General features: G+C 69.1%; 21 protein-coding genes. 14 read left to right on the forward strand and 7 right to left on the reverse strand.

Annotated features, from left to right (window positions below; all coding sequences use genetic code 11):
- Window positions 1-23: 23 nt before the first annotated feature.
- Both KO481_RS10950 and KO481_RS10955 read left to right on the forward strand, forming a co-directional pair.
- Window positions 24-1823, forward strand: a complete 1800-nt coding sequence (locus KO481_RS10950) for a DEAD/DEAH box helicase (RefSeq protein WP_215917341.1) — start codon at window positions 24-26, stop codon at window positions 1821-1823.
- An 86-nt stretch (window positions 1824-1909) separates the two neighbouring features.
- Complete coding sequence (locus KO481_RS10955) at window positions 1910-2275, forward strand: arsenate reductase family protein (RefSeq protein ID WP_215916941.1); 366 nt, start codon at window positions 1910-1912, stop codon at window positions 2273-2275.
- 131 nt (window positions 2276-2406) lie between these two features.
- Here KO481_RS10955 and KO481_RS10960 read toward each other — a convergent pair whose 3' ends face one another.
- Both KO481_RS10960 and KO481_RS10965 read right to left on the reverse strand, forming a co-directional pair.
- A complete protein-coding gene (locus KO481_RS10960) occupies window positions 2407-3369 on the reverse strand; it encodes a DUF4873 domain-containing protein (protein ID WP_245400735.1) in 963 nt (320 codons plus the stop codon).
- Window positions 3366-4268, reverse strand: coding sequence for an AurF N-oxygenase family protein (locus KO481_RS10965; RefSeq protein ID WP_215916942.1), 903 nt, complete (start codon window positions 4266-4268; stop codon window positions 3366-3368). Before KO481_RS10965 ends, KO481_RS10960 begins: the two co-directional genes overlap by 4 nt.
- A 100-nt stretch (window positions 4269-4368) precedes the next feature.
- Between KO481_RS10965 and KO481_RS10970 the strand changes: the two genes are divergently transcribed.
- Both KO481_RS10970 and KO481_RS10975 read left to right on the forward strand, forming a co-directional pair.
- Window positions 4369-5088 (forward strand): TetR/AcrR family transcriptional regulator, encoded by a 720-nt coding sequence (locus tag KO481_RS10970; RefSeq protein ID WP_215916943.1) that lies wholly within the window; start codon window positions 4369-4371, stop codon window positions 5086-5088.
- A gap of 119 nt (window positions 5089-5207) precedes the next feature.
- On the forward strand, window positions 5208-5933 hold the full coding sequence (locus KO481_RS10975) for an aspartate/glutamate racemase family protein (RefSeq protein ID WP_215916944.1): 726 nt from the start codon (window positions 5208-5210) through the stop codon (window positions 5931-5933).
- Here KO481_RS10975 and KO481_RS10980 read toward each other — a convergent pair.
- The 5 genes from KO481_RS10980 to KO481_RS11000 all read right to left on the reverse strand — a co-directional run bounded on the left by KO481_RS10980 (window position 5930) and on the right by KO481_RS11000 (window position 9168).
- On the reverse strand, window positions 5930-6403 hold the full coding sequence (locus KO481_RS10980; RefSeq protein ID WP_215916945.1) for a MarR family winged helix-turn-helix transcriptional regulator: 474 nt from the start codon (window positions 6401-6403) through the stop codon (window positions 5930-5932). The two genes, KO481_RS10975 and KO481_RS10980, sit on opposite strands and share 4 nt — an antisense overlap.
- Window positions 6400-6822 carry an EVE domain-containing protein gene (locus tag KO481_RS10985; protein WP_215916946.1) on the reverse strand — a complete coding sequence of 141 codons (423 nt, stop codon included), beginning with the start codon at window positions 6820-6822 and terminating at the stop codon, window positions 6400-6402. Before KO481_RS10985 ends, KO481_RS10980 begins: the two co-directional genes overlap by 4 nt.
- Complete coding sequence (locus tag KO481_RS10990; RefSeq protein WP_215916947.1) at window positions 6819-7241, reverse strand: SRPBCC family protein; 423 nt, start codon at window positions 7239-7241, stop codon at window positions 6819-6821. Before KO481_RS10990 ends, KO481_RS10985 begins: the two co-directional genes overlap by 4 nt.
- Window positions 7242-7354: 113 nt before the next feature.
- Entirely contained in the window at window positions 7355-8101 is a 747-nt protein-coding gene (locus KO481_RS10995; RefSeq protein ID WP_215916948.1) for a TIGR03943 family putative permease subunit, read from the reverse strand.
- Window positions 8098-9168: a permease gene (locus KO481_RS11000; protein WP_308166505.1), complete on the reverse strand. Its 1071-nt coding sequence runs from the start codon at window positions 9166-9168 to the stop codon at window positions 8098-8100. The genes KO481_RS10995 and KO481_RS11000 overlap by 4 nt, the downstream gene beginning before the upstream one ends.
- 166 nt (window positions 9169-9334) lie before the next feature.
- On the opposite strand from KO481_RS11000, the gene dop reads away from it, so the two are divergent.
- The 10 genes from dop to tatC all read left to right on the forward strand — a co-directional run bounded on the left by dop (window position 9335) and on the right by tatC (window position 19442).
- Entirely contained in the window at window positions 9335-10834 is a 1500-nt protein-coding gene (dop, locus tag KO481_RS11005; protein WP_215916949.1) for a depupylase/deamidase Dop, read from the forward strand.
- A 269-nt stretch (window positions 10835-11103) separates the two neighbouring features.
- Window positions 11104-11298, forward strand: a complete 195-nt coding sequence (locus KO481_RS11010) for a ubiquitin-like protein Pup (protein WP_215916950.1) — start codon at window positions 11104-11106, stop codon at window positions 11296-11298.
- Between the two features lie 14 nt (window positions 11299-11312).
- Window positions 11313-12152 (forward strand): proteasome subunit beta, encoded by an 840-nt coding sequence (prcB, locus tag KO481_RS11015; protein ID WP_215916951.1) that lies wholly within the window; start codon window positions 11313-11315, stop codon window positions 12150-12152.
- Complete coding sequence (gene prcA, locus KO481_RS11020) at window positions 12149-12961, forward strand: proteasome subunit alpha (RefSeq protein ID WP_215916952.1); 813 nt, start codon at window positions 12149-12151, stop codon at window positions 12959-12961. Before prcB ends, prcA begins: the two co-directional genes overlap by 4 nt.
- A 175-nt stretch (window positions 12962-13136) precedes the next feature.
- Window positions 13137-14495: a Pup--protein ligase gene (pafA, locus tag KO481_RS11025; protein WP_215916953.1), complete on the forward strand. Its 1359-nt coding sequence runs from the start codon at window positions 13137-13139 to the stop codon at window positions 14493-14495.
- A 230-nt stretch (window positions 14496-14725) separates the two neighbouring features.
- Complete coding sequence (locus tag KO481_RS11030; protein ID WP_215916954.1) at window positions 14726-15721, forward strand: helix-turn-helix transcriptional regulator; 996 nt, start codon at window positions 14726-14728, stop codon at window positions 15719-15721.
- Between the two features lie 236 nt (window positions 15722-15957).
- Window positions 15958-16962 carry a helix-turn-helix transcriptional regulator gene (locus tag KO481_RS11035; RefSeq protein ID WP_215916955.1) on the forward strand — a complete coding sequence of 335 codons (1005 nt, stop codon included), beginning with the start codon at window positions 15958-15960 and terminating at the stop codon, window positions 16960-16962.
- Window positions 16959-18011: a 2-dehydropantoate 2-reductase gene (locus KO481_RS11040; RefSeq protein ID WP_215916956.1), complete on the forward strand. Its 1053-nt coding sequence runs from the start codon at window positions 16959-16961 to the stop codon at window positions 18009-18011. Before KO481_RS11035 ends, KO481_RS11040 begins: the two co-directional genes overlap by 4 nt.
- Window positions 18012-18075: 64 nt before the next feature.
- Window positions 18076-18345 (forward strand): Sec-independent protein translocase subunit TatA, encoded by a 270-nt coding sequence (gene tatA / locus KO481_RS11045; protein ID WP_215916957.1) that lies wholly within the window; start codon window positions 18076-18078, stop codon window positions 18343-18345.
- Window positions 18346-18449: 104 nt separating this feature from the next.
- The gene (gene tatC, locus KO481_RS11050) at window positions 18450-19442 is read left to right on the forward strand and encodes a twin-arginine translocase subunit TatC (protein ID WP_215916958.1); all 993 of its coding nucleotides are present in this window, start codon (window positions 18450-18452) and stop codon (window positions 19440-19442) included.
- The last annotated feature ends 3 nt before the right edge of the window (window positions 19443-19445 follow it).

Below are 19445 nucleotides of genomic sequence, written 5' to 3' on the forward strand. Positions count from 1 at the left end.
TCTGCCGCGCGACGCGGGCACCCCTGCCCGAAAGACATCCGAACTCCGTGAACACCACCTCCTTCGCCGCCCTCGGCGTGCCCGCCACGCTGGTCGCGGCCCTCGACCGGGCCGGTATCACCGCGCCGTTCCCGATCCAGGCCGACACCCTGCCCGACACCCTCGCGGGCCGAGATGTGCTCGGCCGCGGTAAGACCGGTAGCGGTAAGACCCTGGCCTTCTCCATTCCGACGGTCGCCCGGCTGGCCGGCGCGCGCCGTCGTCCCCAGCACCCCACCGGGCTGATCCTGGCCCCCACCCGCGAGCTGGCCACCCAGATCGCCGCCGCCCTCGAGCCCCTGGCCGCAGCGCACTCGATGGTGGTGACCACCGTCTTCGGCGGTGTGTCGCAGCACCGGCAGGTGAAGGCGCTCGCGGCGGGCGTCGACATCGTCGTGGCCTGCCCGGGGCGCCTCGAGGACCTGATGCGGCAGGGGCTGATCGCCCTGGACGCGGTCGAGATCACCGTCATCGACGAGGCCGACCACATGGCCGACCTCGGCTTCCTACCCGCGGTCACCCGGATCCTGGCCGCGACCCCCGCCGACGGGCAGCGGTTGCTGTTCTCGGCGACCCTGGACAACGGGGTGGACAAGCTGGTCAAGCGGTTCCTGCCGGGCGCGGTGCTGCACTCGGTGGACGAGGCGAACTCGCCGGTCGCCGCGATGACCCACCACGTCTTCGAGGTCCAGAGCCCGGCCGTGAAGAAGGACGTCGTGCGCACCCTGGCCTCGGGCACCGGCCGGCGCATTCTGTTCATGCGCACCAAGCATCAGGCCCGCAAGCTCGCGAAAACCCTGACGGCCGAGGGGATTCCGTCCGTCGACCTGCACGGCAACCTGGCTCAGGGTGCGCGCGATCGCAATTTGGCCGCCTTCTCCGACGGCACCGTGCGGGTGCTGGTGGCCACCGATGTCGCCGCCCGGGGTGTGCACGTCGACGACGTCGAACTCGTGGTGCATGTCGACCCGCCCGCCGAGCACAAGGCGTACCTGCACCGATCCGGTCGCACCGCCCGCGCCGGCAGCACCGGCGACGTCGTCACCCTGGTCCTGCCCGAGCAGCGCAAGGACATGGCCGCGCTGATGCGCAAGGCCGCGATCACGGTGCGGCCGCAGCCGGTTACCGCGCAGTCGCGGTCCGTCGCCGATCTCACCGGCGAGATCGCCCCGCTGGTCGCTGCCGCGCCGCCCGCCCCGAAGCAGCAGCCCAAGAAGGTCGCGGCGAAGCAGGGCGCGCCGCGTACGAAGGCGACGTCCGGGGGTGGACGCACCGACTCGGCCACCCGCCCGGCCGGTGGCGCGCCCGCGCGAGGTGCCCGCCGCGGCGCCGAGGGGACCGATTCCGCCCGGAACCGCGGCGCCGCCGCGGGACCGCGCCGGTCCGCGAAATCGGATGAGCCGCTGCGGAACAGCCGGCAGGCGGCCGCGAGCGAATCGGGTGGCGCCGGCAACGGACGCCGCCGCCGCGGTGCGGACGCCCCGGCGAACACCGTGCGTGACAATGTCTCTCGCGGAAGGTCGGCGGACAGCCGTAGCGACGGGCGCCGTGATTCCGAAGGGGCTCGGGCCGGTGCGCGGACAGCGCGCGGCGGATCGGCCGACGGCGGTGCACAGCAAGCGCATGCGGACGGACGCCGGGTCAATCATGCCGGCGGTAGTACGGCGCCCGCGAACACCGGGGCACGCAAGCGTACGGGCGCGCGCGGTGGTGCGGCCCCGGCGGGCAGCACCGGCGGACTGGCCGGATTCTCCCGTAGCGGTGGTGGCCGCCGCCGGGGATGACGCGTAGGCGGTAGCAGCCCCCCTGACCAGGGGGGCTGCGGCTGCCGAGGCGGGTGTCCGGCGGCGGCCCGATAGGCTGCGTACTCATGACATCGGAGCACATGGAGATCTGGCACAACCCGCGGTGCTCGAAGAGTCGCGCCGCGAAACAGGCCCTGGACGACGCGGGAGTCTCCTACACCGAGCGCCGCTACCTCGAGGAGCCGCCGACGGCGCAGGAGCTTCGCGATATCCTGGACCGGCTCGGCCTGGAGCCGTGGGACATCACTCGCACCGGGGAGGACGAGGCCGAAGAGCTCGGCATCGCGGGCTGGTCGCGCACCGCGGCCGATCGCGAGCACTGGATCGAGACCCTGGCCCACCATCCGAAGCTGATCCAGCGCCCGATCGTCGCGGGCGACAAGGGCGCGGTCGTCGCCCGCGACGAGCAGTCGCTGAAATCGGTGCTCTGATCGGACCGATCGCCGCGGGACGCCCTGCGGCACACCCCGATTCGTGAATCGGCGTGGTGCCGCTTGCCGATTCGGCTCAGCGCGCTGAGGTGACGCCGCGTCCGTCGCGCGGATGCGGCGCCGTCGTGGCCTCAGTACGATTCCACCGACGCCAGCGGATACGGCGGGTTGCCGACTCCGACGATCCGGAGGTTGCCCCAGGTATCGCGCTCCTGCAGCGTCGCGGCGGCCGGCGCGCGGCCCGGCAGGGTCAACTGGACCAAGCCGCGGCCCGGATCGGGCAGGGCGGCCGGGTCGGGGCCGCTGACCCGGCCGTACCAGTGATAGCGGCCGTCGATCGGGTCCGGATGGCCGTTCAGGGTGACCGTGACCGCCACCTCGGCGCCCGGCGCGTCGAGGGTGGCCGGTCCCGAATACTCGTGTGCGGGTTCGCGATCCGCCGCGACGGTGAGATCGAAATGCCTCCGGTGCGGCCGGCGCAGGGCGCGGTGCACGGAGACGATGCGTCGCGCCGCCGAATTCCTCGATGCGGCAAGCGGAGCCGAGTTCATGCGCCGGACGAATTCGTGCTGCGTGGCCGCCCGCACCTCGATGCGGGTGCTCGCGGTGCGGCGCATCAGTAGCACGCACTGCCGGATATACCGTGCCTGTACAGCGATTCCGGCCCCGCCGCAGTCCAATCCCGTCAGGAACAGATTCGGCAGGCCGTGCACGACAACACCGAGGAAGCTCGCCGGGCCGTCGCGCCACATATCGTGCAGGACAAGGCCGTCCGGCCCGGTGACAGGAATGTCGGCGAGATGTGGACCGACGGCCGCGATGACCAGGCGCGGGCGATAGCACCGGCCGTCGGTCATGTGCACCTGCCAGCGATCGGCCTCCGCGTCGAAATCCAGTGCGGTGACCCGTGATCGGTGTGTGCCGTCGGTCCGTTCGGCAGTCGCATCCTGCATGTCGAGGACGAGGTACTCGTCGATACCGGCGCGGTCGAGTTCGGCCGACACCGTGCGCCCGCCGGAACTTGTTCCGAGAATGACGATGTCGGCTCCGACCGTGTCGCGCCGATCCGTGGAGGGATCGAGCCGATCGCTCATCCGAGCAGTCCCTGTTGCCGCCAGATCCACTTGCCGACCGAGCCGATGAGTCCCTGCTTGTCCAGGAACGCACCGAGGTTGGCCGCGCCGATGCCGAGGGCCCGCTTGGAGTGCGGGTTGCGGCGGGCGATGCGGGCGGTCTCGCGGCCGTCGAGACCCGCGCGGGCGTACATGTGCCGGTTGGTCATCAGATGGACGAACAGCGACGCCGCGACCGCGACACACAGTCGGGTGTAGGCCAATTCGGCCTGCGACATCTGCGGCACCCGCCGGGCGAGTGCGTCACGGGCGAAGCCGATGTGCCGGGCCTCCTCGGTGACGTGGATCCGCATCACGCGCGAGACCAGCGGCTGCAGTTCGGGATCGTCGAGGGTGCGTCGCTGCAGCGCGTCGAAGATCTCCTCGCCGACCAGTGCGCCCACCCAGGTCATCGAGCCGCGCAGGAACAGCTGCAGCGACGAGATCAGCAGGCGTGCAGGCTGTGTCGGCCAGTAGGGACGCGCCTCGATGCGGTCGATCAGCTTGCCGAACATCATCATGTGCCGGCATTCGTCGCCCATCTCGGTGAGTGTGTAGTGCGAATACCTGCTCGTCGGATCGTCGTTCATCAACTCCCGCAACAACAGCCGGTTGAGCAGGTTCTCGAACCAGATGCCGACCGACAGCACGTTGGCCAGTTCCTGGCGGGACAGCTCGCGGCGCTGCGCGGGGGTCATCGATTCCCACAGCTTGGTGCCGAAGAGGGAGACGACCTCGGCCGGCAGGAACAGTTTGTCGGGATCCAGCGGGGCGTCCCAGTCCAGGTCGACCACCGGGTCGTAGGACTTCTTGACCGAGCCGGTCAGCAGGCGCTGCGCGAAGTTGTCCCTCGAAGGGAGCAATGCGGCGTCGTTGCCCATGGCGCTCTCCAACACTCTCGAAGTTAATGATACACGCGGTAACAGTCAGGTTAGTGAGACAAGTTGTAGCGGTCAATAGGCGGCCGGGTATCGTTTCGATATGTCCAGGACCAGCGGAGAACCCCCGGCGCGCCGCGCCGCAGACGGTCGCAGCACCCGCTGGGACGGGCACAAGGAGCGCCGCCGCGCCGAGGTGCTGGATGCCGCGGTCGAGGTGATCGAGGAATTCGGCGTCGAGGTGTCGGTGCAGCAGATCGCCGATCGCCTGAGCTTGCCGCGCCCGGTGGTCTACCGTCATTTCGACGGTCGCGCGGACCTGGACGAGCAGATTCGTCGCCGCATTCTGGACATGCTGCTGGCCGAGGTGATGCCAACGCTCCGGGCCGACGGCACCGTGAAGGACGCGGTGCGCGGCGCGATCGCGACCTACGTCGGCTGGATCGACCGCCATCCCAGCCTGCACCGCTTTCTGGAAGGTCATGCGCCACAGGGGGATCCGTCTCAGGCCCTGGCGGGCGTCCGGGACCGCATCGGCGGCCGGCTGGCGGGTCTGTTCGCCCTTGCGCTCACGCGCTCGGGAATCGATCCGATCCGCGCCCGGCCCATGGCCTTCGGTGTGATCGGCTTCGTGGACGGCGTCGTCACCAGCTGGCGTGCCGACCCCGCCACCACCCTGACCACGCACCAGATCGAGGGCATCCTCACCGAATCGGTCCTGGCCCTGTTCGAGGGCAACGCCCACAGCCTCGGCGTCCCCCTCACCCGCAGCACACCCGTCGCGGACCTGATCGCGCGCCCAGATCCCGTCCGCACCACCTGAATTCGCGTTTCTCACCTAATCGGCCACGCGGCCGGAATTGCCCGCGCCGAGGCGATGTCAGCCCGGATCCGGTGAGCGCCGCCGCGCCTCGGGGAGTGCGGCTGTGCCAGGCTGGTCGGGTGCGCATCATCGGATTGATCGGCGGGATGAGCTGGGAATCGACCGCCGAGTACTACCGACTTCTGAACGAGTTGACCCGGGAACGCCTGGGCGGGCTGCATTCGTCGCGGTGCATCGTGTATTCGGTCGACTTCGCGGAGATCGAACGAATGCAGGTGGCCGGTGAGTGGGAACGGGCGGGGCAGGTCCTGGCCGAGGCCGCGAAGGCGCTGGAGGCAGCGGGTGCGGAGCTGCTACTGATCTGCACGAATACCATGCACAAGGTCGCCGATCAGGTGAGCGATGTGGTGTCGGTCCCGTTGCTGCACCTCGCCGATACGACCGCCGCGGCGGTGCGGACGGCGGGCCGGACGACGGTCGGTCTGCTGGGCACCGCGTTCACGATGGAGCAGGACTTCTACCGCGGCAGGCTCGCCGAGCGCGGTCTCGAGGTGCTGATCCCCGGCCCCGCCGACCGCGACATGGTGCACCGCGTGATCTACGACGAGCTGTGCCAGGGCATCATCCGCCCCGAATCACGCGCCGCCTACCGGCGGGTGATCGACGAACTCGTCTCGCGCGGCGCCGAGGGCGTCATCCTGGGCTGTACCGAGATCGAGCTGCTGATCCGGCCGGACGACAGCCCGGTCCCGGTCTTCCCGACCACTCGCCTGCATGCCGAGGCCGCGGTCGCCGCCGCACTCGGCACGGCCGCCACGACGGGCGAACCGGTCCCGAGCGACTAGCCCTTGCCGCCGGTGTCGCGGTCCCGGAGTCGGCGCAGCGCGGCGGTGAGGGCCCCGGTGTGATCGCCGAGCGGTGCGAAGAATTCGCGATCGCACTCCTCCACCGCATGGATGGCGCGATTCACCAGGGCCGCACCGGATTCGGTGGGCGCCAGGGATCGGGCGCGGCGGTCGGTGGGGTGGTCGCGGCGCTCGAGCAGGCCCTTCTGCTCGAGCGCGCGCAGCACCTGGGAGGTCATCATGGGGTCGGTGGCGGCCTGCGCGGCGATGTCGCGTTGGGTGACCGGCTCGCCGCCCGATCGGCCGGTAAGCCAGGTCAGGGCGGCGAGCAGAACGAATTGGACGTGGGTCAGGTCGAACGGGGCCAGTGCGGCGCGCTGGGCGGCCTGCCAGCGATTGGTTACCTGCCAGAGCAACAGACCCGGACTCTCGTCGGCGTTCTCGAATTCGCTGTGCAGCTTCGCATTCACCGGCCGCCCATAGCGCGCGAGATGACCCCGAAATCGTGGGCGGTGAGCTCGACTATGCCGCGGCGCAGCACGATTCCCCAGTTCGGAGTGCTGGTCAGCTCGAGTTCGGAGCGCAGGTCGTCGAGGGGGATTTGACGGGCCTCGCGGTCGTAGTCGACCGCGCGTCGCCAGGGCTGGAAGCACCCGTCCTGCTCGTGCACCTGCCAGGCCGGGCCGTCGGCGACGGTGCCGATCGCGGTGAAGGATTTGATCTGCGCGCCCTCGCGCATGCCGGTGCGGGGGGAGTAGTAGACGAGTCCGTCGCCCGGCCCCATCCGTTCGACTGCCGCGCGCTTGCCGTGATTGGCCTGTGCGAAGCCGAGTTCCACGCCGCGGCGAACATGATCCCGCGAGACGACGGCGAGCCAGTACCTGCTCATACCAGCACCGCCTCGGCGGCCGTGACCAGCGCGTCGACATCGCGCTGCAGCGAGGCGGCCAGATCCTTGCCCATGATCATGGTCCAGAGCCCGCGCAGCGGACCTTCCATCGTGATGCGGACCTTGACCGTGGTGCGCCCGTCCTCGGTGGTGATCTCGTGCGCGAAGATCAGCCGCGCGCCGAGCAGCCGGGACGAGTCGACGAATTCCGTATCGGTGAGCGTGGTGACGACGAACCGCGTCTTCGGCCCGCCCTTGGGCTTCAGCACGCCGGTCGCGCCCTGCGCGAAGGGGCCGTCCAGGGTGACCCATTCGGTGTCCTGATTCCACTCGGGCCAGGTGGCCATGTCGGCCCACTTGGCGAAGAAGGCGGCGGGAGCGGCGGTCGAGGTTGCGGAGGCTTCGGCGATGAATGTCATGTAAGTAGTATGCGCGCTTACTATTCTTTCGTCAACCCCCGCGTGACTCTCGGTAGGTACCCGGCCCGTGCGGGCCGGTTCGATCAGGGCGGATTCCGGAACGCGGGCAGCATCTAGCCGTACACGTGGGCGGGGGCAGGGATGGTGTGCATCTCCGTCACCGTGAGGGTGGGCGTCATGTTGTCGGCCTGGGTGGCGCTGTTGGCGACGATCCTGCCCTGGACCGAGACCCACGTGTCGTCGGGCAGCGGGGTGACCGGGCCGTCGAGGTGGATGCGCAGGGTCTGGGCGTCAGCCACGCAGCAGGTGATGACGACGCGGGCCAGGTCGAGTCCGTCGTGCCCACCATCGAGGCGGGGACTGCCGTCCTCGTCGGTGCGGACCACGAAGCCCATCACGGTGACCTGCCGCCGGTCCAGCTCGCCACTGGAATCGTAGGAGGCGCGGTCGATCAGGTCGTACATGCGGATGGTGGGGGCATCGCCGGGCGGCATCGGCGAGAAGGGGAATTTGCCGTCGTCGCCGGCGGTCGCGGCGGCGGGTTTGGCGATACTGGCCTGGGCGGTGGTCCCGGACTGCACGGAGACCGCGCCCAGGGCGGGCGGAACGATGATCAGCAACGCGGCGATCGGCGCCAGCAGCAACCATTGCGGGCGGCCCGGGTGGTGGTCCGGTTCCGCGTCACCGCGCACGTCCCGCACGATCGCGACGACGGCGAGCAGCAGCAGTGCGGCCCCGCTGACGATCAGATACGGCCGCAGCCCGGGCTTGACGTACCGCAGAAACGTGCCGTCGAGCGAGATCCTGAGCACCGCCGCACCGATCAGCAGCAGCACGAAATTCTGCGCCGCCCGGTTCATCGCGCCCCCACGAACAGATATCCGGCGGCCGCACCGCACACCGTCGCCACCACGAATGTCATGGGCGCGAAGCGAATCGCGAACCGCCGCCCGAAAGTGCCCGCCTGCATCGCGAACAATTTCACGTCCACCGCGGGGCCGACCACGAGGAAGACCAGCCGGGGCAGCAGCGGCAGGGCCGACATGCTCGACGCGACGAAGGCGTCGGCCTCCGAGCACAGCGCCAGCACCACGGCCAGCAGTGCCATCACCCCGATCGAGACGATGAGCTGCCCGGACAGATCCCGGTACCAGGACGGCGGAACCAGCACGTGCAGGACCGCGGCGGCCATGGCGCCGATTACGAGGAACGCCGCGGCCTGCATGAAATCGTGCCGGGCGGCCTCGGCGAAGACCTCCCACCGGGACCTGCCGGCGGCGCAGTGATCATGGCCGGGCGGGCGCGCCCGGAACCACTCGGGCCTGCCGAACCGCGCCCACAGGTACCCCATGACGAAGGCGGTGGCCAGCGATCCGGTGAATCGCGCGGCCACCATGCCGGGCTGCCCGGGAAACGCGACCGCGGTGGCGATCAGCACGACGGGATTCACCGCCGGCGCCGACAGCAGGAAGGCGAAGGCGGCGGCGCCGGGTGCGCCCTGATCCATCAGCCGCCGCGATACCGGCACCACTCCACATTCGCAGCCCGGCAACGCGATTCCCGCCAGACCTGCCACCCCGATGGCCGCGGTTTCGTTGCGCGGCAGCAGTTTCCGCAGCATCTCGGGGGAGACGAAGGCCGCGATCGCGCCGCTGATGGCGACGCCGAGCACCAGGAAGGGCACTGCCTGGACGAAGACTCCGGTGAAAATCGTTGTGGCGGTTTGCAGTTTCGCGCTCCCACCCACCCAGCGGCTCAGCGTGCCCTGGAAGATCAGGCCGAGAGCCAGCAGTGCCGCGAGCACGTAGGTGGAGAACCTGTACAGCAGGCGGGTGAGCGGCGATCCGCCGGGCGGGGAGGTGGTGTGGCCGGTCGGCGTCGCATGGCCGGTGTGGCCGGACATCTCACCCGTTTGCGGTATCGACACGTGCTACCCCCATCGTCGCTGGCGAACCGAGCTGCTGATGACACTGTGCTGCACCTGACGATCCCACACACCACCGACAGGTGTGAATCCGGATTCGGTGCCGCGCGTGTCACCCAACGGACCCCGCCGCCGCCCCGGACGGCCAATCGTCGCCTAGTCTCAACTTATGCAGCGCATCATCGGAATCGAGGTCGAGTACGGGATCTCCACTCCGACCGAACCCTCGGCCAACCCGATTCTCACCTCCACCCAGGCGGTGCTGGCCTACGCGGCGGCCGAAGGCGTGCCGCGGGCCAAGCGCACCCGATGGGACTACGAGGTGGAATCCCCGCTGCGCGATGCTCGTGGGTTCGATCTCGGACGCCTCAACGGGCCCGCCCCGGTGATCGACGCCGACGAGGTCGGCGCGGCCAACATGATCCTCACCAACGGCGCCCGGCTGTACGTCGACCACGCGCACCCCGAATACTCCGCCCCTGAGGTCACCGACCCCCTGGACGCGGTGGTCTGGGACAAGGCCGGCGAGCGGGTGATGGAGGCCGCCGCGCGCTACGCCTCCAGCGTGCCCGGCGCGCCCCGGATGCAGCTGTACAAGAACAACGTCGACGGCAAGGGCGCCTCCTACGGCACCCACGAGAACTACCTGATGAGCCGCGATACGCCGTTCAATCAGATCATCGTGGGCCTGACCCCGTTCTTCGCCTCCCGGCAGGTGATCTGCGGCTCCGGACGCGTGGGCATCGGCCAGTCCGGCGATACGGCCGGATTCCAGCTCTCGCAGCGCGCGGACTACATCGAGGTCGAGGTCGGCCTCGAGACCACGCTCAAGCGCGGCATCATCAACACCCGCGACGAGCCGCACGCCGACGCCGACAAGTACCGCCGCCTGCACGTCATCATCGGCGATGCCAACCTCTCCGAATGGTCCACCTACCTCAAGGTCGGCACCACCGCGCTGGTGCTGGATCTGATCGAGGCGGGGCAGGACCTGTCGGATCTGCAGCTGGCCCGCCCGGTCACCGCGGTGCACGCCATCAGCCACGATCCCACGCTGCGGGCCACCGTCGCGCTCGCGGACGGCCGCGAGCTGACCGGCCTTGCGCTGCAACGGATCTACCTGGATCGAGTGGCCAAGTTCCACAGCCGCCAGGGCACCGACGACGCGCGCGTGTCCGATGTCGTCGAGAAGTGGGCGCACGTGCTGGACCTGCTCGAGCGCGACCCGCTGGAATGCGCCGATCTGCTCGACTGGCCCGCCAAGCTGCGGCTGCTCGAGGGCATGCGCAGCCGCGAGGGCCTGGGCTGGGCCGCGCCGAAGCTGCACCTGATGGACCTGCAGTACTCCGATGTGCGCCTGGACAAGGGTCTGTACAACCGCCTGGTGGCGCGGGGTTCGATGCAGCGACTGGTGTCCGAGCAGCAGGTCGTCGACGCGATGACCGCCCCGCCGACCGACACCCGCGCCTACTTCCGGGGCGAATGCCTGCGCCGCTTCGGCGCCGATATCGCGGCGGCAAGCTGGGATTCGGTGATCTTCGATCTGGGCGGGGACTCGCTGGTGCGGATTCCCACCCTGGAGCCGCGGCGTGGCACCAAATCTCATGTCGGCAAGCTGCTGGACGGCGTGCACACCGCCTCGGAGCTGGTGGAGCAGCTCACTACCTAGGAAGCGGCGACCGGCTACGCGGACCGCGAACGCGAAATCCGGCCGCTACGGTTCGGTGATATGGCTGCTGTGGCGTTGCGGAGTGAGCGGATCGAACCAAGGAGCCAGCGCGCTGTGCGCAGGACGGAGCCGAGCGTCAGCGAGGTGGAGTCCTGGGCACATTGCGGTGTAATCCGGCATGTTGTCGGCGCCGCTGGGTAGTGTTGAGGAACGAGCATCGGACTTTTTCCGGTGCTCGCCGATGATCAGTTAAGAGGAGGTCGGCTGCGATGGCACAAGAGCAGACCAAACGCACCGGTGGTGGTGACGAGGACGAGGGCTACGCCAGCGGCGATGGGGCCGGGCAGGAGCGTCGCGAGAAGCTGGCGGCGGACACCGACGACCTGCTCGACGAGATCGACGATGTGCTCGAGGAGAACGCGGAGGACTTCGTTCGCGCGTACGTTCAGAAGGGCGGCCAGTGACACCAGGTGACCCCATGCGGCTCCAACCGGGGTACGCCCTGTCATCCTTCTCCGAGCATCTGCGCTCGCACGCGCCGGAACTGTTGCCCAGCAACGGTTTTGCGCGCGCCGCCGACCCGGCCGTCGCGGCGGCCGGTGCGCAGGACATCGCTCCGCACGGCACCACCATCGTCGCGGTCAGCTATCGCGGCGGCGTGCTGATCGCGGGCGACCGCCGGGCCACCCAGGGCAACCTGCTGGCCAGCCGGGACATGGAGAAGGTGTACATCACCGATACGTTCTCGGCGGCCGGCATTGCCGGCACCGCCGGGGTGGCGGTGGAGATGATCCGGTTGTTCGCCGTCGAGCTGGAGTACTACGAGAAGATCGAGGGGGTGTCGCTCACCTTCGACGGCAAGTCCAACAAGCTGTCGAAAATGGTGCGTGACAACCTCCCCGCGGCCCTGCAGGGTCTGGCGGTGGTGCCGATCCTGGTCGGCTACGACGACCATGCCACCGACCCCGACAAGGCCGGTCGCATCGTCTCCTACGACCTGGTGGGCGGCCGGAGCGAGGAACGTTTCGGCTACACGGCCACCGGCTCGGGCTCGATGTTCGCCAAGTCGTCGCTGAAGAAGACCTACGCCCGCGGGATCGACCAGGATCGCGCCCTGCGCATCGCGGTCGAGTCCCTGCTGGACGCCTCCGACGACGACACCGCCACCGGCGGGCCGGATCTGATGCGCGGCATCTACCCGACGGCGATCACCATCGACGCCGAGGGCGCCGATGAGGTCTCCGACGACCGGCTGGCGGAAATCGCGCAGGCGATCGTGGCCGAGCGAGCGATCGAGGAAGGAAGTGCGACAGCATGACACTGCCGTACTATGCGTCGGCCGAGCAGATCATGCGCGACAAGACCGACCTTGCGCGCAAGGGCATCGCACGCGGTCGCAGCGTCGTGGCGCTGGTCTACGACAAGGGCGTGCTGTTCGTCGCCGAGAACCCCTCGGCGACGCTGCACAAGGTGAGCGAGCTGTACGACCGCGTCGGATTCGCCGCGGTCGGCAAGTACAACGAGTTCGAGAACCTGCGCAAGCACGGCATCCTGAACGCCGATCTGCGCGGTTACCAGTACGACCGCCGGGACGTGACGGGCCGGGGCCTGGCGAACATGTATTCGTCCCTGCTCGGCACGATCTTCACCGACCAGCTCAAGCCCTACGAGGTGGAGCTGTGCATCGGTGAGGTCGGCTATCCGGAGCAGGACCCGGAATCGGTGTTGTACCGGATCAATTTCGACGGCTCCATCGTCGATGAGCGCGAATACGTGGTGATGGGTGGCAACACCGATCCGATCGTCTCCGCGCTCAAGGAGTCCTACCGGGCCGGGCTCGAGCTCGGCCCGGCGATCGGAATGGCGGTCGAGGCGCTGCAGAAGGGCACCCCGGAGGGCACCGACAAGGAGAAACGGCAACTGGGCGTCCGCTCGCTCGAGGTGGCCACGCTGGAGCAGCTGCGGCCGCGCCGGTCGTTCCGCCGCATCTCCGGCTCGGCCCTCGAGACCCTGCTCGCCGCGGGCAATGACGAGGAAAAGGCGGCGAAGGGCAAGTCCAAGACCAAGAAATCCGAGGAGTCCGGCGAATCGGAGACCCCCTCGGCCGGAGATCCGTCGAACTCGTAGATTCCCATATTTTCGCCCGGAAGAGGCCCCTTACACCCGCTGACAGCGGGTGTAAGGGGCCTTGCCCGTCGGGCAGGTACCGCTATGCTTCGCACGCACAATCGTTGTGAAGACGTATGCAACCTTCTGCTCGCACAGCCACTTTCGGGCATGCCATAGCTGTAATGTCGATGGTGTGCAGCGACGAATTATGGGGATCGAGACCGAATTCGGGGTCACGTGTACGTTCCACGGCCACCGTCGGTTGAGTCCTGACGAGGTGGCCCGGTATCTGTTCCGCCGGGTGGTTTCCTGGGGCCGTAGCTCGAACGTATTCCTCCGCAATGGTGCCCGGCTCTACCTCGATGTCGGTTCCCATCCGGAGTATGCGACGGCCGAATGCGACAGCCTGGTGCAACTGGTCACCCACGACCGTGCGGGTGAGCGGGTGCTCGAGGAATTGCTCATCGACGCCGAGCAGCGCCTGGCGGAGGAGGGTATCGGCGGTGATATCTACCTGTTCAAGAACAACACCGACTCCGCGGGCAACTCCTACGGCTGCCACGAGAACTTCCTGGTCGTGCGCGCCGGTGAATTCTCCCGGATCTCCGATGTGCTGCTGCCGTTCCTGGTCACCCGCCAGCTGATCTGTGGCGCGGGCAAGATCCTGCAGACGCCCAAGGCGGCCACGTTCTGCCTGTCCCAGCGCGCCGAGCACATCTGGGAGGGCGTCTCCTCGGCCACCACCCGGTCACGCCCGATCATCAACACCCGCGACGAGCCGCACGCCGATGCCGAGAAGTACCGGCGCCTGCACGTGATCGTGGGCGATTCGAACATGTCCGAGACCACCACGATGCTCAAGGTGGGCACCGCGTCGCTGGTCCTCGAGATGATCGAGGCCGGGGTCTCGTTCCGGGACTTCGCCCTGGACAACCCGATTCGCGCGATCCGCGAGGTCTCGCACGACCTGACCGGACGTCGTCAGGTGCGCCTGGCGGGCGGGCGGCAGGCCAGCGCGCTGGACATCCAACGCGAGTATTACGCCCGCGCGGTCGAGCATCTGCGAAACCGCGAGCGCGATCCGCAGGTGGACGCGGTGGTGGATCTGTGGGGCCGCACCCTGGACGCGGTGGAGGCGCAGGATTTCGCCAAGGTCGACACCGAGATCGACTGGGTCATCAAGCGCAAGCTGTTCCAGCGCTATCAGGACCGCTACAACATGGACCTGTCCGATCCCAAGATCGCCCAGCTGGACCTGGCGTATCACGACATCAAGCGCGGCCGCGGCGTCTTCGACCTGCTGCAGCGCAAGGGCCTGGCCAAGCGGATCACCGAGGACGACCTGGTCGACGCGGCCGTCACCACGCCGCCGCAGACCACCCGGGCCAAGCTGCGTGGCGATTTCATCACCGCCGCCCAGGAGGCCGGCCGCGATTTCACCGTCGACTGGGTCCACCTCAAGCTGAACGACCAGGCGCAGCGCACGGTCCTGTGCAAGGATCCGTTCCGCTCCGTCGATGAACGAGTCGATCGGCTGATCGCATCGATGTGATCGGCCCAGGCTCGACGCCGGGTGCGGTACGAGAGTGCGTCGATGCAGGTCGATGGGCGAGCGTGAGGATCGCATTGAAGTGATACAGGCCGCCCGTCGTCGCGGGGCCTCCCGGAGGGAGGGCGGCGGCGTGGCGGTTCACCCCGGATTCGCTCGCGGGCACCGGGTACGCCGCTGAAAATGCGATACCACCGCGCATCGATCGCCGGACTCGCATTACTCTTGTCCGAGTGGCGATATCCAAGGTCGAGCGGCTGATGAATCTGGTTATCGCGCTGCTGTCGACCAGGCAGTTCCTGAGCGCGGAGCGCATTCGCGACAGTGTCGCCGGGTACGAGGAGTCCGCCAGCGACGAGGCGTTCAGCCGGATGTTCGAGCGCGACAAGAACGAACTGCGCGACCTGGGTATACCTCTCGAGGTCGGCCCGGTCGGCCGCTTCTCCGGCCAGGAGGGCTACCGCATCAACCGCGATGCGTACGAGCTCCCCGATATCGACCTCACGAGTGAGGAGGCGGCCGCGGTCGCGGTGGCCGTGCAGCTGTGGGAGTCGCCGGAACTGGCCGCCGCGGCCGAGGGGGCGCTGCTGAAGCTGCGGGCGGCGGGAATTCATGTGGAACCCGAGGCTGCTTCCGCCACGGTGCCCGCCGTGCCCGCGCGCACCAGGGGTTCGGAGGCGGCGCTGGGCAAATTGCTGGCTGCCATCGATGCGGGTCGCGCGGTCCGCTTCGAGCACCGGAACACGCACAGCGCGCCGTACCTGATGCGCGATGTCGAGCCGTGGGGGGTGGTGACCCACCACGGCCGCTGGTATCTGGTCGGGCACGATCGCACCCGCAATGCCGTGCGCACCTTCCGGCTGTCCCGGATCGGGGCGGACGTGACCGCGTACGGCCCGGAGAACGCGGTGCACGCGCCCGAGGGCACGGATCTGCGCGCGATCGTCAGGCAGGTCACGGGCGCGGCCCCGGTGACCGGGTCGGCGACCGTCTGGGTGGCCGAGGGCCGCGGACAGGAGATCCGCCGGCTCGGCCCGATCGTGGAGGACCGCGATGTCGGCGGACGTAAGGGTTCGGTCATCGAGGTGCCGGTCCGCTCGCGCGACTGGCTGGCCCGCCTGGTCACGGGCCTGGGCCCGGACGCTCTCATCCTGGCCCCCGCCGACCTGCGCGAGGACGTGATCTCCCGCCTCCGCTCAGTTCTGGATCGCACCGAGGTTCACGCATGAACGCAGCGGAGCGGAGTGAATCGGTGAGCCGGCGTGCCCTGCGCACGACGGAGCCGAGCGCTAGCGAGGTGGAGTCATGAGCGGAGCGGAGCGGAGTGAATCGGTGAGCCGGCGTGCCCTGCGCACGACGGAGCCGAGCGCTAGCGAGGTGGAGTCATGAGCGGAGCGGAGCGGAGTGAATCGGTGAGCCAGCGTGCCCTGCGCACGACGGAGCCGAGCGCTAGCGAGGTGGAGTCGTGAGTAGCAGGCTGTCCACGCGGCTGTCCCGGCTGCTGAACATGGTTCCGTACTTCCTGGCCAATCCCGGAATCAGTGCGGCCGAGGCGGCCGAGGATCTGGGGGTGACGACCAAGCAGCTGATGAACGACCTGAATCAGCTGTGGATGTGCGGGCTGCCCGGATACGGCCCGGGTGATCTGATCGATCTCTCGTTCTCCGAGGAGAGCGTGGAGGTGACCTTCTCCGCGGGCATCGACCGCCCCCTGCGGCTGACGTCCACCGAGGCGACCGCACTGCTGGTGGCGCTGCGCTCGATCGTCGACCTGCCGGGCATGGTGGATCCGACGGCCGCCCACGCGGCGCTCGCGAAGATCGAGTCGGCGATCGCGGGGACCGAGTCCGCCGCGCAGCCCAGAGCCGTTGCGCCGCAGGAGGCCCCGGCTGTGACGACCGTGCGCTCGGCGCTGGCGTCGGGCCGCGCGCTGCGGCTGGTCTACTACTCGGCGAGCCGCGATGTGGTGTCCGAGCGGGTGGTCGACCCGATTCGAATCGTGCTGGTGGACAACAACTCCTATCTGCAGGGCTGGTGTCGTCAGGCCGAGGGGGTGCGCCTGTTCCGGTTCGACCGCATCGAGGAGGCCACCGAACTGCGCGAACCGGCCCGCCCGCCCAGCCATGCCACCGATGCGGCCGCGGCCCTGGACCTGTTTTCCGACGATCCCGCGGTTCCGCTGGCGCGGTTGCGAATTCGCGCCGATTTCGGCTGGGTGCTGGACCAGTATCCGATGCACCAGGTAGCGGTCCTGCCCGACGGCGACGCCGAGGCCACGATGCGCTTCGCCACCCTGGACTGGATGGCCCGGCTGCTGCTGGGGTTCGGATCGGGCGTGACGGTGCTGGGCCCGCCCGAGCTGGTCACCGCCGTGCGGGAGCGCTCCGGCGCCGCGCTGGCGGCCTATGCCGCGCTCGCCGAGGACGGCGGGTACGGCACTGCCCCGCACGAGGAGGTAAGTCCCGCTTGACTTTTCGTGTGACGGTGCTCGGCGCCGGCAGCGTCGGGATCTTCGTGGGCGGCAAACTGGCCGCCGCCGGTGCGGAGGTCACCTTCGTGGGCCGCCCGCGCCTGCTCGACGAGATCCGGGCGCACGGCCTGCGGCTGTCGGATCTGGACGGCGGCGACGAGCGCGTCGCCCCGGACGCGTTCGGCGCGGAGACCGTGCCCGAGTCCGCCGCCACCGCCGACCTCGTACTGATCACGGTGAAGTCGGCGCAGACCGGGGAGGCGGTCGCAGAGCTGGTGGACCGGATCGGGTCCGGCACCGTCGTGGTGAGCCTGCAGAACGGGATCGGCAACGACACGGTGATCCGCGAGGTGCTGACCTCGTGCGTGGTGCTGGCCGGGATGGTGATGTTCAACGTGGCCCACCAGGGCGAGGGCCACTTCCGCCGCGGCACGGAAGGTGTCCTGGCCGTCACCGACAACCCGGCCGTGGATCGGTTCGCACCGCTGTTCGCCCGGGCCGGGCTGCCTCTGGACCGGCACGCGGACCTGCTGCCGGTGCAGTGGGCGAAGCTGCTGCTGAACCTGAACAACCCGGTGAACGCCCTGTCCGGCCTGCCGCTGCGCGACCAGCTCGCCGGGCGCGACTACCGGCGCTGTCTGTCGCTGGCTCAGGCCGAGGCGCTGGCGGTCATGCGGCGCGCCCGGATTCGCCCGGCCCGCCTGACGCGCGTGCCGCCCTGGCTGATGGTGCGGGTGCTGGGGCTGCCCGACGTGGTGTTCACCCGGCTTGCCGGCGCCGTGGTGGCGGTGGATCCGCAGGCGCGCTCGTCCATGGCCGACGATCTGGAGCTGGGCCGCCGGACCGAGATCGCGTGGCTGTCCGGCGAGATCGTGAACCTGGGCCGGATGGTCGGGATGCCCGCGCCGGTCAACGCCCGGTTGACCGAGCTGATCGGCGCCGCCGAGCGCGGCGACCCCCGCCGGTGGGCGGGTACGGAGTTGCTGGCAGAGTTACGTGCGGCGAAGTCCGGCGGCGTGGACGCGGCCCATTCGGCGCAGCGGGGCTGACGAGCGGGTTCGGTTCTTCCGGGTCCGGTAGCATCGGACATACCACAGTCTTTGGAGGTTATCGATGGGTACATTCGGCCCGACGCATTGGATCATCATTGCGTTGCTGGTGCTGGTGCTGTTCGGCGCCAAGCGGCTGCCCGACGCCGCCCGGGGCCTGGGGCGCTCGCTGCGCATCTTCAAGAGCGAAATGAGCGAGATGCAGTCCGAGGGCTCCGCGGCCGCACCTGCGTCCAGTCCCACACCCGCGCCCGCCCCGCAGGAGTTGCCCGCCTCGCAGCCGGCCGCCCCGGCCCCGCAGGTGCAGGTCAACCCGGAAGTCCACAAGGCGTAGCCGCCGCATCGTCGCCACCCGGCCCGCTCCGAACGAGCGCATGCCGCCGGGTGGTTTGCCGGGGTCCGGCCCAGATACTGCGATCAGCGAGGCATTGAGAATCCATGCGCATCCCGTTCGACCCCCGGCGCAGCAAGCGCAGGACGAATCCCGACGGCACCATGTCGTTGGTCGAACATCTGGAGGAGCTGCGCTCCCGGCTGCTCAAGGCGCTGTTGGCCGTCGCGCTCACCACCGCCCTCGGATTCGCCTGGTATCAATATGGATTCCTCGGCATTCACAGTCTCGGTGACATCCTGCGCGGCCCGTATTGCTCGCTCCCGGCCTCCTCGCGTGCGACCCTGAGCGCCGACGGGGCCTGCCGGCTCCTCGCGACCGCGCCGTTCGAACAGTTCACGCTGCGGCTCAAGGTCGGCCTCACCGCGGGCATGGTCCTGGCCAGCCCGATCTGGCTGTATCAGATCTGGGCGTTCGTCACCCCGGGTCTGTACGCGAAGGAACGCAGGTACGCGGTCAGCTACGTCGGCGCCGGTTCGGTGCTGTTCGTCATCGGCGCGCTGCTGGCCTACTGGGTGGTTGCCCACGCGCTGCGGTTCCTGATGTCCGTCGGCAACAACGTGCAGATCACGGCGCTGAGCGGCACGCAATACTTCAGCTTCATCATCAAGCTGCTGATCATCTTCGGGGTCAGCTTCGAAACGCCGCTGCTGATCGTCGGGATGAATGCGATCGGCGTGCTCAGCTACGCGCGGCTGAAGAAGTGGCGGCGCGGCATGATCTTCGGGCTGTTCGTCTTCGCCGCGATCGTCACGCCGCAGGATCCGATCTCGATGCTGTCGCTGGCCGTCGCGCTGACGGTGCTGTTCGAGGTGGCGGTGCAGGTGGCTCGGCTCAACGACCGCCGTCGCGCCCGGGCGAGCGGGGAGTGGGACGCGCTGTCCGACGACCAGGCATCGCCCCTGCCCGGCGCTGGAGGGATGGGCCAGGCGGAGCCGATCGCGGCCGCGGAGCCGATCGACCCGGCCGCCTCGATCCTGCACGACTCCGCCGCGGAGAAAACATCGAGACCCGTGTCGGACTACTCCGATACGCTGTGACGA

The organism is Nocardia albiluteola, assembly GCF_018860155.1.
GTDB classification, from domain to species: Bacteria; Actinomycetota; Actinomycetes; order Mycobacteriales; family Mycobacteriaceae; genus Nocardia; species Nocardia albiluteola.

Coding starts and splice junctions, on each gene's coding strand:
- KO481_RS10955 (WP_215916941.1), top strand. CDS start 1,910: ATGACATCGGAGCACATGGAGATCTGGCACAACCCGCGGTGCTCGAAG.
- KO481_RS10960 (WP_245400735.1), bottom strand. CDS start 3,369: ATGAGCGATCGGCTCGATCCCTCCACGGATCGGCGCGACACGGTCGGA.
- KO481_RS10965 (WP_215916942.1), bottom strand. CDS start 4,268: ATGGGCAACGACGCCGCATTGCTCCCTTCGAGGGACAACTTCGCGCAG.
- KO481_RS10970 (WP_215916943.1), top strand. CDS start 4,369: ATGTCCAGGACCAGCGGAGAACCCCCGGCGCGCCGCGCCGCAGACGGT.
- KO481_RS10985 (WP_215916946.1), bottom strand. CDS start 6,822: ATGAGCAGGTACTGGCTCGCCGTCGTCTCGCGGGATCATGTTCGCCGC.
- KO481_RS10990 (WP_215916947.1), bottom strand. CDS start 7,241: ATGACATTCATCGCCGAAGCCTCCGCAACCTCGACCGCCGCTCCCGCC.
- KO481_RS10995 (WP_215916948.1), bottom strand. CDS start 8,101: ATGAACCGGGCGGCGCAGAATTTCGTGCTGCTGCTGATCGGTGCGGCG.
- dop (WP_215916949.1), top strand. CDS start 9,335: ATGCAGCGCATCATCGGAATCGAGGTCGAGTACGGGATCTCCACTCCG.
- KO481_RS11010 (WP_215916950.1), top strand. CDS start 11,104: ATGGCACAAGAGCAGACCAAACGCACCGGTGGTGGTGACGAGGACGAG.
- prcB (WP_215916951.1), top strand. CDS start 11,313: ATGCGGCTCCAACCGGGGTACGCCCTGTCATCCTTCTCCGAGCATCTG.
- prcA (WP_215916952.1), top strand. CDS start 12,149: ATGACACTGCCGTACTATGCGTCGGCCGAGCAGATCATGCGCGACAAG.
- tatA (WP_215916957.1), top strand. CDS start 18,076: ATGGGTACATTCGGCCCGACGCATTGGATCATCATTGCGTTGCTGGTG.
- tatC (WP_215916958.1), top strand. CDS start 18,450: ATGCGCATCCCGTTCGACCCCCGGCGCAGCAAGCGCAGGACGAATCCC.